Genomic DNA, 13,196 nt, shown 5'->3' with positions numbered 1-13,196 from the left:
AACCGATCTTGACAGGTGTAAGATTAACGGGCATGTTAGTGGAAAAAGGAGATATTTATGATCGAACAATGGCACCAACTCGTTAAACAACGTGACCCTAAACAGTTAAGCACTTTATTGGCTGAGGACGCGGTACTTTTTTCGCCGGTTATTCATACACCTGTAGCAGGCAAACAAATGGTACAGTTGTATCTTACTGCGGCATTTCATACTTTTTTGAATGAAACCTTCGCCTACCAACCAACAATCACAACAGGCAACAAAGCTGTTCTAGAATTTAATGTCACTATCGGTGATATTGCAGTAAATGGTATCGACATGATTACATGGAATGACGCAGGTCAGATCACTGAGTTCAAAGTCATGATAAGACCATTAAAAGCGATAAATCTCATTAATGATAATATGACCACTATGCTTGGACAATTGAAATCACAAATGGCTTAGTATCGTCGACATCATATTGTTGAACCAACCAGATTGGGTAAATCAAAATAAGCAATTTTGATAAAATTGCTTTTGCTCGATACAATGCACTTTAAAATTATGATTTCATTTTTCTAGTGTAAGCACATGACAACAAAAGCAATCTATCCAGGAACATTTGATCCTGTGACCAATGGGCACACCGATTTAATTGAACGAGGCAGTAAACTGTTTAATCACGTTATTGTTGGTGTCGCCTCAAGCCCAAGTAAAAAGCCTTGGTTTGATTTGGCCACACGCGTTAGCATGATAGAAGGTGCCGTTGCCCATTTACCTAATGTCAGTGTTGTCGGCTTTAGCGGTCTGTTGGTGGATTTCGCTAAACAACACAACGCAGGCGTACTGATACGAGGGTTACGAGCAGTTTCTGATTTTGAGTATGAATTTCAACTCGCCAACATGAACCGTCGTTTATCACCAGATCTAGAGTCGGTATTTTTAACCCCCGCAGAAGAAAACTCATTTATTTCATCGACGTTAGTTAAAGAAGTAGCATTGCATAAAGGCAATGTTAGCGAGTTTGTTCACCCGTCTGTAAAACTGGCTTTAGAAAAAGCTATCTTGTCCAAGTAATTTACACGCTTACTTGCCAAGCAAGGCTATTTTGTTTGGCAGTTCGCACAATATACTGAGCTTCGATTCGACTGCCGCACTTCCTTTAAGGGTTCATTGCAATTAACACAAGGCTGGCCAGCCCGACCATAAACGTCCAGTGATTGAGCAAAATATCCTGGTTTACCATCAGCTTGAGTGAAATCTTTCAGCGTAGTTCCCCCCTGTTCGATGGCTTTTTTTAACACACGTTTAATTTCCTCTGTTAGTATATTGAAACGTTTCTGTGAAAGTTTTCCCACTGGTGCTGTAGGTAAAATACCAGCTTTAAACAAGGCCTCATTGGCATAAATATTTCCAACGCCAACAACAATATCGTTATTCATGATGAAGGTTTTAACTGGTACTTTACGATTTTTAGCCTTGCTAAATAAATAGCCAGGTCCAAAATCACTGCTAAGTGGCTCAGGACCTAATTTAGCCAAAATATTATCGGTATCTTGATGATTTTCAAGCCATAATACCGCGCCGAATCGTCGCGGATCATTCAGTCGAAGTGCTTTTCCGTGTTCAAACATTAAGTCAAAATGGTCATGCTTTATCACCGGCGTTGTATGTTCAATCACGCGAATTGTGCCTGACATTCCCAAATGAATCAGTAAGCTGCCGGTAGCAAATTTTAAGATAAGGTATTTGGAGCGGCGTTCAACACCAAGCAATTCCAGCCCTTTTAAACTAAGAACCTGCTCAGGGATTGGCCACCGTAATTGCCAATGCCTGACAATAACATCAAGGACTTTTTTGTTTATTACATGTGGGGTTATGCCCAATCGACATACTTCTACTTCAGGTAATTCAGGCATTATCGAATCACTTTAGGGTCTATTAATTAAAAATTTCCGCAGGCATAAGCTGAGGAAATAATTGAGGAGGGAGCGCCACATAAGTGGATGTTTGGTGATTAAACACAACAAGCAGCTCATCTGAAGGATATACACTAAACAAATGAATGTTGTTAAAGCCCGCTATCATCATGCTAACCACAATCGCATTAGCACTACTATGGCTAAACTCTGGCGTGATAACTTCCCCTTTAGCATTATGCCATGTGCGCATCATTTGTTCAGCTGCTTGAGCAGTAAGCTTCTCTTTGGGTACTGTTCGCCAAGAGACGCCTTCACGCTCAACTGTCATTTGTTGATTGATCATCAGCGTGAGAATTACGCTGCCTTCACCTACAATATAGGCTTCATTTGATATTGAAGGTTCTTCCCCTTCAGAAAAAAGCTTGTTGTTGGTCATATTGATCATCAAAATAAATGCCATTATCGAAAAAATAATAACATTGTTCCAACCTGATCTTGATAGTTTCATGGCGCACTACATGTTGAAAAGTTCATGCTCCATGATACTGAATTTTGGGCAATAAAAAACCCGGTAAAGACCGGGTTTTTAAAAATTCTAGAAGTAAAATTACTTGATTTTAGCTTCTTTGTAAACCACGTGCTTACGTGCTTTAGGGTCGAATTTTTTGATTTCCATTTTCTCTGGCATAGTCTTTTTATTCTTATCAGTAGTATAAAAATGACCTGTTCCAGCAGAAGAAACTAAACGAATTTTATCACGCATGATCTGGTTCCTTAAACTTTTTCGCCACGGGCACGAATGTCAGTTAACACTGCATCGATACCTTTTTTATCGATAATACGCATTCCTTTCGGAGTTAAACGTAATTTAACGAAACGGTTTTCACTCTCAACCCAAAAACGGTGAGATTGAAGGTTAGGTAAGAAACGACGGCGTGTTGCGTTTCTTGCGTGAGAACGGTTGTTCCCTACGACTGGCTTCTTGCCTGTTACTTGGCAAACTTTAGACATTTGAGTCACTCCAAAATTAATTTCAGCTCGAGCTATATTTCCCCAAGACCGTCGCCTCGGGATCCTGAAAAAGGTGGCATATTATAGTGAAACTAAAAGTCGAATGCTACCCTTTCTCATACTTTAGCGCTTATCTATTAATTTTTTCTTTAATTACAGTTAGTTAACAACTAAAAAGCCCAACAATTGTCGGGCTAATTTTGATCTTTTCGGTTTAAATTTGTGCTTTTATTGTATCTTTGAGCTCAAAAGTTCAACTAACTGCGCTTTCTGATCTTTACTAGAAAGGTTATCAATCAAGATTCTAATGATATGCGATTTCGCTAATTTAGCATCTTTAGCTAACAAATTCAGTTCTGCAATTGCATCTTCACTGAGAGTAAAAGTAGCATGCCTAAATGGCTTATTGCTGCCTTTGGATTTTTCACGCTCAGTCACCTGCTTTTCAGCAAAAGATATGGCTTGTTTGAGATCTAAGTTTTTTGACTCAGGAGCCGCCCCTCGTTTAACAATTTCAGGCGTTCCTTTCGCGTAATTTTCTGCGTCAGAAATAAACTCATCGACCGTGAAAGTCTTTTTCTTAGTTTTGCCGTCCTTGTTCTTTTTGAGATCAGTTAAACTCATGAGAGTTGTCCGGTTTCATTGCCAGTAATTCTTCTGCAATAGCAATCATTTCTGCGGCTGCTTTACCATCAGGTTCGATTTCAATTACAGATGAACCTTTTTCTTCACTGTCGTCATAAACATTGCGATTAAAGGTAACAGCATTTAGTACATTTATGCCAAATGACGAGCAAACCTCTTTGGCTTCTAGAATACGAGTTGCTTGATTTGGTAGCGATGGACATTGTGTGATCACAAAAGATGCAAGCATTTTGGGGTTGACCATTTTACATGTACTTAGCATATCTTCCATATGCGGTACTGTTTTTAAATCTCTGCGTTTAGGCCTCAACGGAATAACCACATGATCAGCCACTGACATTGCCGCGCGCAGTGCCAAATTGTCTTGGCCGCCACAGTCGACAATCACATAATCATAATGTTGATTGAGGCTTAATAAATCGTTACGTATTTTACCGTACAATTGAATGCAGTTGATAGCAGGTAACGTGGGATCAGAGTTTCGTGCCTGAATCCAGTCAGACGTTGTGCGTTGCGGATCACAATCAACCATCAATACAATAGCTTTTTTATTACTAGCAAAAAACACCGCTAAGTTTTGCGCCAAACAGCTTTTACCGCTACCGCCTTTTTCCCCACCAACTAATATCATCATGATGTTATATTCCTATTACTGCAGTTTGGTTTATCCTAGTATGGGATAGTCCACTAATTATAGTACAAATCCAACTGAGTTGAATTTACGCTTTAGTCTCTAGCTGAAACGCAATTTCAAACCAGCCATTATCTTGTTTCATACAACGAAGAACTTCACCATTTAACGATTGAGATTTCGGTGTATTGGCTTTGAATGTAACGACTATGGACGTGTCTTTTGGTATTTCAATGTCGCTGTCAATCCGCAGGCCACCACGCGAGAAATCTAAACAGGCGACTTTCTTCGTTCGTTGATTGCCTGAGTTATCAGTCCAGCTAATATCTATAAGCTCTTTTTCCATGTCTAGCCGAAACGACTGACGGCGTTCTATCTCATGGTTACTGCTATCTGTCATAAGATGGTCCTTGGTTTTAATAAAATTTTATAGTGATCATTGTTTTAAAATTAACTGGCATTAGCATCAGATGCAACTTTATTCATCCAAATAATTCTCCATGCTCAGCAAACGAATAACACGAATGTCCGGCAATAATGACATGATCAAGAACACGCACATCAATCAGTGCTAGCGCTTTTGTTAAGTGCTGCGTGATGTCTTTATCAGCTAAGCTTGCTTCTGCAATGCCTGATGGGTGATTATGAGTCAAAATCACAGCAGCAGCTTTTTGTCTTAATGCCCGCTCGACCACCACCCTCGGATAAACCGCAGCGGCATTTATTGTTCCTTGAAATAGTCGCTCAAATTCCAACACGCGGTGCTGATTATCAAGAAATAATACAGCAAACACTTCACGGGTCTCACCACGTAATTCCGCAGTTAAGTAATCTTTGGTTGCTTGTGATGAAGTAAGCGCACTGCCTTGCGGTAAAGCCTCCGCTAGATACCTTTTCGACATTTCTAAACATGCTTGCAATTGCACAAATTTGGTTGTGCCTAAACCATTTGCTTGGCAGAACTCTTCTAAACTTGCCGAATAAATGGCGGAAATGCTGCCAAACGTCTGTAAAAGGTTTCGCGCCAAATCGACCACGTGACAGCCTTTGATCCCAGTCCTTAAAAATATCGCCAGTAATTCGGCGTCGCTTAAGCTATTTGCACCTAATCGTAATAGCTTTTCTCTTGGCCTTTCTTGACTAGGCCAATCTTTAAGGCGCTTTGTTGCTTCCATCTCTACATTCCTTGTTTGAATTGTTATACTCCTTGACAACCACGTCAATAAACAGTTTTAAGATTAGCAGGTTATGCAACTTCTACAGAATAAAAACATTGTCTTAGGTATCTCTGGCGGCATTGCCGCATATAAAGCACCTGAGTTAATACGCCGACTCACTGATCAAGGCGCTAATGTCAGGGCAGTACTTACCTCATCAGCAAAAGAGTTTGTGACCCCCCTGAGCTTACAAGCTGTTTCCGGTTATCCAGTTTCTGATAATTTACTCGATCCTGCGGCTGAGCTCGCCATGGGACATATTGAACTGGCTAAATGGGCCGATCTCATACTTATTGCGCCAGCAACAGCGAATACTATCGCAAAAATATGCCACGGCTTAGCAGACAACTTACTGACCACTATTTGCCTTGCAACAGCGGCTCCGGTAGCACTAGCACCCGCTATGAATCAACAAATGTGGCACAGTATTATAACGCAACAAAACATTATGCAACTGCGTGATAGAGGTCTCCACATTTGGGGGCCTGCAGCTGGCATACAAGCCTGTGGCGATACTGGTTTTGGCCGTATGCTAGATGTTCCAGATCTCGTAGAGCAATGTTGTCAGTTTTATCAATCAAAGTCGTTATCTGGTCAACATTGGGTGATCACGGCAGGCCCAACCCAAGAAGCCATTGATCCAGTCAGATATATCTCTAATCACAGCTCAGGGAAAATGGGCTACGCCATTGCACAAGCAGCAATAAACGCTGGGGCAAATGTTACCCTCATTTCCGGCCCAGTTAATATTACACCACCTAAAGGAGCTGAACTTGTGCCAGTGAAAAGCGCCCAAGAAATGCATCTACAGGCAATGGCATTAGCACCTACCGCAGATACTTTTGTCGCATGCGCTGCTGTAGCCGATTACAAAGTAGCTGACATAGCGACACAAAAAATCAAAAAATCTGCCGGCACCATGCAGATCAACTTAGTGAAAAATCCTGATATTGTTGCGGATGTTGCTGCCTTAAAGAACAAACCGTTTACGGTAGGGTTTGCCGCGGAAACACAAAATGTTCAACAGTATGCATTGGGTAAACTAAAGAAAAAGAATTTAGATCTCATTGCTGCCAATGATGTATCAGTCCAAGGTCAAGGATTTAACAGCGATGATAACGCGCTAATTGTTTATTCAACTGCAGCGGCTGTGCAGATTTCGCTCGCCTCTAAAGCAGAAGTCGCACGACAGCTAGTACAGGTCATCATTGATTATAAAAGCAACAGCGAGTAAGTAAGTCTATACAAACTTACACTCAGTTAAATACAATAATTAAGATATTTTGCTTGAAGTTGCGTTTAGACAAACGATAAAATCTTTCAATTAGGCGAAAACGATAACATCAAAAAATAGAGAAGCTTTATGTCTGCCACTCAGAAACTCAATCGTAAACAGCAAATTCTGGAATGCCTTGCACTGATGTTGCAAACCAGCCCAGGACAACGCATTACCACCGCAAAACTTGCAGCGGAAGTCGGTGTCTCTGAAGCGGCGCTTTATCGTCACTTTCCATCAAAAGCCCGCATGTTCGAAGGCTTAATCGAGTTTATTGAAGAATCTATCTTTTCTCGGATTAATCTTATCTTAACCGATCACAAAGAGTCATTAATTCGTTGCCATCATATGTTGCATGTCTTATTGATATTTGCAGAGCGTAACCCTGGCATGTGTCGTATTTTATCTGGCGACGCGTTGATGGGCGAGAATGAACGACTACGCAGCCGCGTCAATCAGTTCTTCGAAAAGCTAGAGTCACAATTTAAGCAAGTCTTGCGCGAGCGCAAACTACGCGAAGGAAAAAGCTTTACTATTAATGAACAAGCGTTAGCCAATATACTGGTTGCATTCGCTGAAGGAAAAATCAGCGGTTATGTACGTTCAGGCTTTGCGAAGAAACCAAGTGAAGAATTTGCCGAGCAATGGCAGTTTCTCATGGCGAGCAAATAGGTCGCTATTTGAGAAACGAAAACGCTGGCATTGCCAGCGTTTTTTATTTTAACTATATTTTGCTGTAAACAGCATGAAAATAATTATTTGAGGAAAGACTGTGTCGACACTAGCACATTTACAACCATCTTCTTTATGGCAACTGTTTGAAAAAATTTGCAGTATTCCACACCCATCAAAACATGAACAAAAGATTTCTTTGTGGATCCAACAATGGGCTACCGAGCAGGGGCTTAAGTTTATTGAAGATGAGGTCGGCAACTTAATCATTAAAAAGCCTGCAACTCAAGGCATGGAGCACAAGCGTGGTGTTATTCTTCAGGCACATATGGACATGGTGCCACAAAAAAATGCCGACACTAACCATGACTTTTTAACTGACCCAATTAAGCCTTATATTATTACTGAAGCTGATGGTGACTGGGTGACGGCTCAAGATACCACGCTTGGGGCAGACAACGGTATTGGCTTAGCATCAGCACTGGCAGTACTTGAAAGCAATGACATTCCTCATGGCCCGCTTGAAGTGCTAGTTACCATTGATGAAGAAGCGGGCATGACGGGTGCGTTTGGTTTAAAGCCAGGTCTCTTTGATGGCGACATCCTCATTAACACAGATTCCGAGCAGGAAGGTGAAGTTTACATGGGTTGCGCTGGGGGTATTGATGGCAGTGCAACTTTCGATTTAGATTTTGAACCAGTCAAAGACAATACGACGGCATTCAATTTATCTATTTCTGGCTTGAAAGGTGGCCATTCTGGTGTTGATATTCACACAGGCCGTGCCAATGCCAATAAGCTTTTGGTGCGCTTTTTATTAAGTGCCAGTGAGCAATTTGATCTTCGCGTTACTGAACTTAACGGCGGTAGCTTGCGCAATGCTATTCCACGTGAAGCTAATACCAGTTTCGTTATTGCCAATAAAGATATTGATACATTTAAGGCGGCATTGGATACCTATTTGGCCCAAATTAAGCAAAATTTAGCTTCCATTGAAACTGACATCGACATGTTACTCATTTCACCTGAAGAATTTGAACAATGCTGGACTGCGAATACTCAAACAAGGATATTGCGCGCGCTCAATGCCTGTCCAAATGGCGTTATCCGTATGAGTGATGATATTGAAGGTGTTGTTGAGACTTCCCTGAACTTAGGGGTGTTACGTTGTAAAGGCAAGAAATTTAATGCACTGACTTTGATCCGTAGTTTACATGACGACGGACGCGCAGAAGCCGAACAAACTGTCCGCTCGGTATTTGAACTTGCCAACGCTGACATTCAGTTTTCAGGTGCCTACCCAGGATGGAAACCCGATACCGATTCAGCCATCATGAATGTAGTACGAGATACCTATCAGTCTTTGTTTAACAAAGTGCCTGAGATCATGGTTATCCATGCAGGTTTGGAATGTGGTTTATTTAAGACCGCATACCCAAGTTGGGACATGGTTTCATTTGGACCAACCATCAAATTCCCACACTCTCCTGATGAAAAAGTCGAGATAGCAGCGGTCGAACTTTACTGGCAATTATTACTGGCCGTGTTGACTAACGTGCCAAACGTAGACGCCAACTAGATCGTATGCGCGTGTTTATAGACTAAAGTCTAATAAACACGCGCCTTTGATAGCGATAGAGTAGTGATGGGGAAATTTAAGGATATAATATTATGATTCAGCCAGACAAAATAATAATAGCTGATGATCATCCACTGTTTAGGCAGGCATTACTCGGTACACTCAAGCCTAAATTCAGTCGTGCCAGATGGTTTGAAGCGCAAACCATCGCTGAGCTGGAAAAGCACCTACATGATCATAAAGATTGTGACTTAGTGCTGCTTGATCTCAATATTCCTGGCGGTCACGGGTTCAACAACCTTGTTAATATCCGCCAGCATTTTCCACAGGTTCCTGTGATCATGATTTCCGCCCATGAAGACAATGATACGATTACAAAAGCCATTGAACTTGGGGCTTCGGGGTTTATTCCAAAGTCAACACCCATCGATGTAATTTACCAAGCCATTGTTGCAGTTATTGAAGGGAATGTTTGGTTGCCTCCACAATACAAAGCACCTGCAGCTGATACTCAATCAAGTGATATCGCCGAGCGCGTCGCCAGTTTGACCCAGCAGCAACATCGTATTTTAATGATGTTTGCTGAAGGCATGCTGAATAAACAAATTGCCTATGATTTGAACGTTTCTGAAGCAACAATCAAAGCACATGCAACAGCTATTTTTAGAAAGCTTAACGTGAGAAACAGAACCCAAGCGGTAATTGCCATTGGGCACCTTGATATTTCCGATAATATCGACAGCTAACCTTAAACCGAACATCAAATCTTTTAGCATCAACACACTCTTATTCACCCTATGAGTTTGGAGTGCAGTTTTTTGGTTATTTGAGCATTAATCAAGGCTCTTAACGCCCCCGGTTTTACCATTTTCCGCATGTAACCTAAGTCCGCATCTAGAGCTTTTTGCTCGATATTGGCTTCAGTGGTCGCTGTGATCAAAATTGCAGGTAAATAATAACTCACTGACTGGCGAAGTCGCCCAATCAGTTCAATACCATTTCTCTCTGGTGATAACTGATAGTCACTCAACACGACGTCAATACTGTATTTGTGTTGCTCAAAAACCTCCAGTGCACTTTCAAATGATTCAGCGGCAATTACGTCGCACCCCCAAGTAGACAACAACTCAACCATACCACTTAATACATCTTCATCATCATCAACACATAAAACGCTCAGCCCGTTCAGGGTGGTTCTATCATGGGTAACTTGAGTAATTGGTTTGGCTTTTTCTTCAACTTGTCCGACATTGATCATGAATTTGCAACCATGACCTTTTTGAGATTTAAGCGACAGCTTGTGACCTAATAATTGGCTAAGGCCTTGAGTTATATTGAGCCCAAGTCCTAACCCTTTAGTTGATAACGTTTGCTCATTGTTTAACTGAGTAAACTGCTCAAACACCATCGCCTGCTTACTTTCATCAATACCTGGTCCATTGTCTAGTACCTGAATGCTAATTTCATCGCCGTCCTTTCTTGCTCCGACAAAAACCCGACCAGGACTTGCGTACCTGAACGCATTGCCAATTAGGTTTTGGAGCATTCTGTGCAGTAATTGCTGATCTGAGTAGATCCAATAATTGGTTCTAGCAATCCTAAATTCTATTTGTGAATTCTCAGCCGACGCTGAAAATTCTTCAGCAAGTCTTCCTAACAAATCATCAAGTAAAAACGATTCAAATTGCGGTTTGATATTGCCGCTTTCAATGCGTGCTATTTCCCCGAGCTCATCCAATAAATCACTCGCCACTTTAAGTGAATGGCTAATATTATTGACCTGTCGGTGCTGATTATCAGTCAGCGAGCCTTGATAGGAAAGAGCTTCAGCAAACAATCGTGCGGCTTCCAACGGCTGCATGAGATCGTGGCTACAGGCTTTCAGATATAAACTCTTTTTGGTATGCGCCTGTTCAGCATTTTTTCTAGCTTGGGTGAGCTCTCTATTAGCCAATGCCAATTTTTCGGTTCGTTCGTTGACTAACGCTTCAAGATCGACATTTTCGGCCTTTAACAACTGTTCAGCTTGTTTGTATGCCGTAATGTCAGAAAACAACATAACAAAGCCACCGTCCGGCAAGGGATTACCCTCTATGCGTATCACTTTGCCATCTAATTCTCGTTCAGATTGATGAGAGCTCCCCTGACGCAGAAATTGAATTCGTCGATGCACTTGCTCTTCAATATCACCCGGACCACACACACCTCGCTTAACATTATATGTAATTAGTGTTGCAACTGGCGCGCCGCTATATATCAATGACTCAGGGTAGTCAAATAAATCCAGATATTTACTGTTCCACGCCACGAGGTTCAAGTCACTGTCGATAATTGAGATACCTTCACTAGCGTTCTCAATCGCACTTTGTAATAAGTTTTGACTAAATTGCTGTTTTTGACTTGATGCTTCTTCCACCAGAAGTGCCAGTTCATCTAACGCAATATCCCTTCCTTCAAGTGCTGAAGATAAAACTAAGCGTGCAGATGATGCACCCATCACACTCGCTAAGGTATTTTCAGTGTGCTCAAGCAGTAGCTGATTAAAGCGAGCGCCTTTTATTCCATCAGCAGTGCATTCATGTATAAATAGCGCAAAACTCACTTGCGCTTTTTCTTCCCCAACAAAACGAGAAACCAATAGTTCAAGCTCTTTGGCATCAACATATTTCTTTTTTTGCACACTGGAAATTGTCGGAGAGCGCCATTCTAAGAATATTGATGCCTGCACACGCTCTTGAACACTTTGTCGACTCATTTGGGAAATGATGTAAATAACAAAAATATTGGCCGACAAACTGATAATAGTAACAATGGTATTAACTGAACCCATACTTTCATTGAGCGGGGACGCATACAAACCAAACTGCGGTAAAAAGCTCAATATCAACCATAATAAAAAGCCAATCAAAATGCCGGAATAAACCCCAGTTAAACTGGCCCGTCGCCAATAAAAAGCGGCTATAAGTGCAGGGGTTAACTGAGCAAATGCACCAAAGGCAACTTCACCTAATGACGACAAAGTATCGGGAGACGCCATTAAAAAGACACTGTACCCAAGTAAAATAACAACAAGGACTAAGGCTTTACGAATATTAAGCAATTTGACCCTAAAGTCGTCGTAATTAATATCAGCATGAGTTGTTCGCATGCGATAAATCAACGGAAAGACGATCTCATTACTCAACATAGTACTCAAAGCAATGGCCGAAATGATCACCATTGAGCTCGCCGCTGAAATTGCGCCTAAAAAAGCCAGCAGCGATAACCATTGCTGATTCCCATAATCCGGTAAAAATAGCACATAGGTATCTGAAGGTACTTGGTCGCCTAATAAATGGTGGCCTGCCAACCCTAAAGGAATAGCGAATATTGCAAACGCCAAAATGTATATTGGAAATAATTTACGACTAAGCTCAGTGTGCTTCTCATCTTGAAGCTCAACAACCATTACTTGAAATTGCCTAGGTAAGGCTAAAAATGCCGCCATCACAATAATCAGCAGCGCAAACAAAGACGCCAAATTAGGCAAGGTGAATTGACTGTCGAGTTTTATATTGGCGTCCGTTACTCGCCACAACTCCATCGGAGAGTCAAACAAGAAAAAGGTGACAAAAATACCTACAGCCAAAAATGAGGTCACTTTCACCAATGATTCAAACGCTATCGCCAGCATAACTCCAGGGTGGCGCTCCGTAACATCAAGATGCCTAATGCCAAATATAATGGTAAATCCCGCCAAACATAAACTAACAATCAAACCGAATTTCCAAGACGCTATCGATTGCTGAACTTGCAGTTGCTCAAAGGAGTAGACGATCGCCTTAAGTTGCAATGCAAGGTAAGGCATGGTGGCAACGAGAGCGACACAGGTCACCATAATCGCTAATTTATGAGATTTACCAAATCTTGCCGCAAGCAAGTCGGCAATCGAGGTTAAATTTAGTTTTAAACTCACGCGGATAATTCGCTGAATAAGTGGCCAAGCGAAAATAAAAAGTAGTATGGGGCCGAGGTAAATGGGTAAATGCGAGAGAAAGTTACTGGACGCTTGACCTGTCGTACCAAGAAAGCTCCATGAAGTACAATAAACGCCTAATGTCAGCGCATAAATAATCGGTTGCCAGCGTTTGGCCAGCTTATGTCGGTATTTATCGCCGGTATAGGCAATAAAAAAAAGTAAACCAATATAACTTAAACTGATTGTAACCAGCTGCCAGTTGGCAAACATCTATCACCCTTTTATTGAAATTATTATGTTGAT

At 41.5% G+C, this 13,196-nt stretch carries 15 protein-coding genes; 6 read left to right on the top strand and 9 right to left on the bottom strand.

Annotation, left to right across the window (positions count from 1 at the left end; all coding sequences use genetic code 11):
* The first annotated feature begins 57 nt into the window (after positions 1-57).
* Complete coding sequence (locus tag QUE03_RS00860; protein ID WP_286264149.1) at positions 58-447, top strand: nuclear transport factor 2 family protein; 390 nt, start codon at positions 58-60, stop codon at positions 445-447.
* A gap of 126 nt (positions 448-573) precedes the next feature.
* Positions 574-1,059, top strand: coding sequence for a pantetheine-phosphate adenylyltransferase (gene coaD / locus QUE03_RS00855; RefSeq protein WP_286264146.1), 486 nt, complete (start codon positions 574-576; stop codon positions 1,057-1,059).
* A gap of 26 nt (positions 1,060-1,085) precedes the next feature.
* Here the strand turns inward: coaD and mutM are convergent, their stop codons facing one another.
* The 8 genes from mutM to radC all read right to left on the bottom strand — a co-directional run bounded on the left by mutM (position 1,086) and on the right by radC (position 5,366).
* Entirely contained in the window at positions 1,086-1,901 is an 816-nt protein-coding gene (gene mutM, locus QUE03_RS00850; RefSeq protein ID WP_286264144.1) for a bifunctional DNA-formamidopyrimidine glycosylase/DNA-(apurinic or apyrimidinic site) lyase, read from the bottom strand.
* A gap of 22 nt (positions 1,902-1,923) precedes the next feature.
* A complete protein-coding gene (locus tag QUE03_RS00845) occupies positions 1,924-2,412 on the bottom strand; it encodes a hypothetical protein (RefSeq protein ID WP_286264141.1) in 489 nt (162 codons plus the stop codon).
* Positions 2,413-2,511: 99 nt separating this feature from the next.
* Positions 2,512-2,667, bottom strand: coding sequence for a 50S ribosomal protein L33 (gene rpmG / locus QUE03_RS00840; protein WP_286264139.1), 156 nt, complete (start codon positions 2,665-2,667; stop codon positions 2,512-2,514).
* A gap of 11 nt (positions 2,668-2,678) precedes the next feature.
* Positions 2,679-2,915, bottom strand: a complete 237-nt coding sequence (gene rpmB, locus QUE03_RS00835; RefSeq protein ID WP_159822134.1) for a 50S ribosomal protein L28 — start codon at positions 2,913-2,915, stop codon at positions 2,679-2,681.
* A gap of 228 nt (positions 2,916-3,143) precedes the next feature.
* Positions 3,144-3,539 carry a hypothetical protein gene (locus tag QUE03_RS00830; RefSeq protein WP_286264133.1) on the bottom strand — a complete coding sequence of 132 codons (396 nt, stop codon included), beginning with the start codon at positions 3,537-3,539 and terminating at the stop codon, positions 3,144-3,146.
* On the bottom strand, positions 3,526-4,194 hold the full coding sequence (locus QUE03_RS00825) for an AAA family ATPase (RefSeq protein ID WP_286264131.1): 669 nt from the start codon (positions 4,192-4,194) through the stop codon (positions 3,526-3,528). The genes QUE03_RS00830 and QUE03_RS00825 overlap by 14 nt, the downstream gene beginning before the upstream one ends.
* An 85-nt stretch (positions 4,195-4,279) precedes the next feature.
* Positions 4,280-4,591: a PilZ domain-containing protein gene (locus tag QUE03_RS00820; protein ID WP_286264129.1), complete on the bottom strand. Its 312-nt coding sequence runs from the start codon at positions 4,589-4,591 to the stop codon at positions 4,280-4,282.
* Positions 4,592-4,673: 82 nt separating this feature from the next.
* A complete protein-coding gene (gene radC, locus QUE03_RS00815) occupies positions 4,674-5,366 on the bottom strand; it encodes a RadC family protein (protein ID WP_286264128.1) in 693 nt (230 codons plus the stop codon).
* Between the two features lie 73 nt (positions 5,367-5,439).
* Here radC and coaBC point away from each other — a divergent pair, with 73 nt between their 5' ends.
* From coaBC to QUE03_RS00795, 4 genes are all read left to right on the top strand, one after another.
* Positions 5,440-6,642: a bifunctional phosphopantothenoylcysteine decarboxylase/phosphopantothenate--cysteine ligase CoaBC gene (gene coaBC, locus QUE03_RS00810; RefSeq protein ID WP_286264127.1), complete on the top strand. Its 1,203-nt coding sequence runs from the start codon at positions 5,440-5,442 to the stop codon at positions 6,640-6,642.
* A 129-nt stretch (positions 6,643-6,771) separates the two neighbouring features.
* Positions 6,772-7,356 (top strand): nucleoid occlusion factor SlmA, encoded by a 585-nt coding sequence (gene slmA / locus QUE03_RS00805; protein WP_286264125.1) that lies wholly within the window; start codon positions 6,772-6,774, stop codon positions 7,354-7,356.
* 100 nt (positions 7,357-7,456) lie between these two features.
* On the top strand, positions 7,457-8,935 hold the full coding sequence (locus QUE03_RS00800) for an aminoacyl-histidine dipeptidase (protein ID WP_286264123.1): 1,479 nt from the start codon (positions 7,457-7,459) through the stop codon (positions 8,933-8,935).
* A 92-nt stretch (positions 8,936-9,027) separates the two neighbouring features.
* Positions 9,028-9,681 carry a response regulator transcription factor gene (locus QUE03_RS00795; RefSeq protein WP_286264121.1) on the top strand — a complete coding sequence of 218 codons (654 nt, stop codon included), beginning with the start codon at positions 9,028-9,030 and terminating at the stop codon, positions 9,679-9,681.
* A gap of 44 nt (positions 9,682-9,725) precedes the next feature.
* Here QUE03_RS00795 and QUE03_RS00790 read toward each other — a convergent pair whose 3' ends face one another.
* Positions 9,726-13,163 (bottom strand): hybrid sensor histidine kinase/response regulator, encoded by a 3,438-nt coding sequence (locus QUE03_RS00790; protein WP_286264119.1) that lies wholly within the window; start codon positions 13,161-13,163, stop codon positions 9,726-9,728.
* Positions 13,164-13,196 lie beyond the last annotated feature (33 nt).

Origin of the sequence: Thalassotalea atypica (assembly GCF_030295975.1) — a bacterium.
GTDB lineage: Bacteria > Pseudomonadota > Gammaproteobacteria > Enterobacterales > Alteromonadaceae > Thalassotalea_F > Thalassotalea_F atypica.
Note: the sequence above shows the minus strand (reverse complement) of the source record. Positions and strands in the feature narration are given on the sequence as shown.

Excerpts from the sequence above, each read along its gene's own strand:
- QUE03_RS00860 (WP_286264149.1), top strand. The coding sequence starts at position 58 with ATGATCGAACAATGGCACCAACTCGTTAAACAACGTGACCCTAAACAG.
- coaD (WP_286264146.1), top strand. The coding sequence starts at position 574 with ATGACAACAAAAGCAATCTATCCAGGAACATTTGATCCTGTGACCAAT.
- mutM (WP_286264144.1), bottom strand. The coding sequence starts at position 1,901 with ATGCCTGAATTACCTGAAGTAGAAGTATGTCGATTGGGCATAACCCCA.
- QUE03_RS00845 (WP_286264141.1), bottom strand. The coding sequence starts at position 2,412 with ATGAAACTATCAAGATCAGGTTGGAACAATGTTATTATTTTTTCGATA.
- rpmG (WP_286264139.1), bottom strand. The coding sequence starts at position 2,667 with ATGCGTGATAAAATTCGTTTAGTTTCTTCTGCTGGAACAGGTCATTTT.
- rpmB (WP_159822134.1), bottom strand. The coding sequence starts at position 2,915 with ATGTCTAAAGTTTGCCAAGTAACAGGCAAGAAGCCAGTCGTAGGGAAC.
- QUE03_RS00830 (WP_286264133.1), bottom strand. The coding sequence starts at position 3,539 with ATGAGTTTAACTGATCTCAAAAAGAACAAGGACGGCAAAACTAAGAAA.
- QUE03_RS00825 (WP_286264131.1), bottom strand. The coding sequence starts at position 4,194 with ATGATGATATTAGTTGGTGGGGAAAAAGGCGGTAGCGGTAAAAGCTGT.
- QUE03_RS00820 (WP_286264129.1), bottom strand. The coding sequence starts at position 4,591 with ATGACAGATAGCAGTAACCATGAGATAGAACGCCGTCAGTCGTTTCGG.
- radC (WP_286264128.1), bottom strand. The coding sequence starts at position 5,366 with ATGGAAGCAACAAAGCGCCTTAAAGATTGGCCTAGTCAAGAAAGGCCA.
- coaBC (WP_286264127.1), top strand. The coding sequence starts at position 5,440 with ATGCAACTTCTACAGAATAAAAACATTGTCTTAGGTATCTCTGGCGGC.
- slmA (WP_286264125.1), top strand. The coding sequence starts at position 6,772 with ATGTCTGCCACTCAGAAACTCAATCGTAAACAGCAAATTCTGGAATGC.
- QUE03_RS00795 (WP_286264121.1), top strand. The coding sequence starts at position 9,028 with ATGATTCAGCCAGACAAAATAATAATAGCTGATGATCATCCACTGTTT.
- QUE03_RS00790 (WP_286264119.1), bottom strand. The coding sequence starts at position 13,163 with ATGTTTGCCAACTGGCAGCTGGTTACAATCAGTTTAAGTTATATTGGT.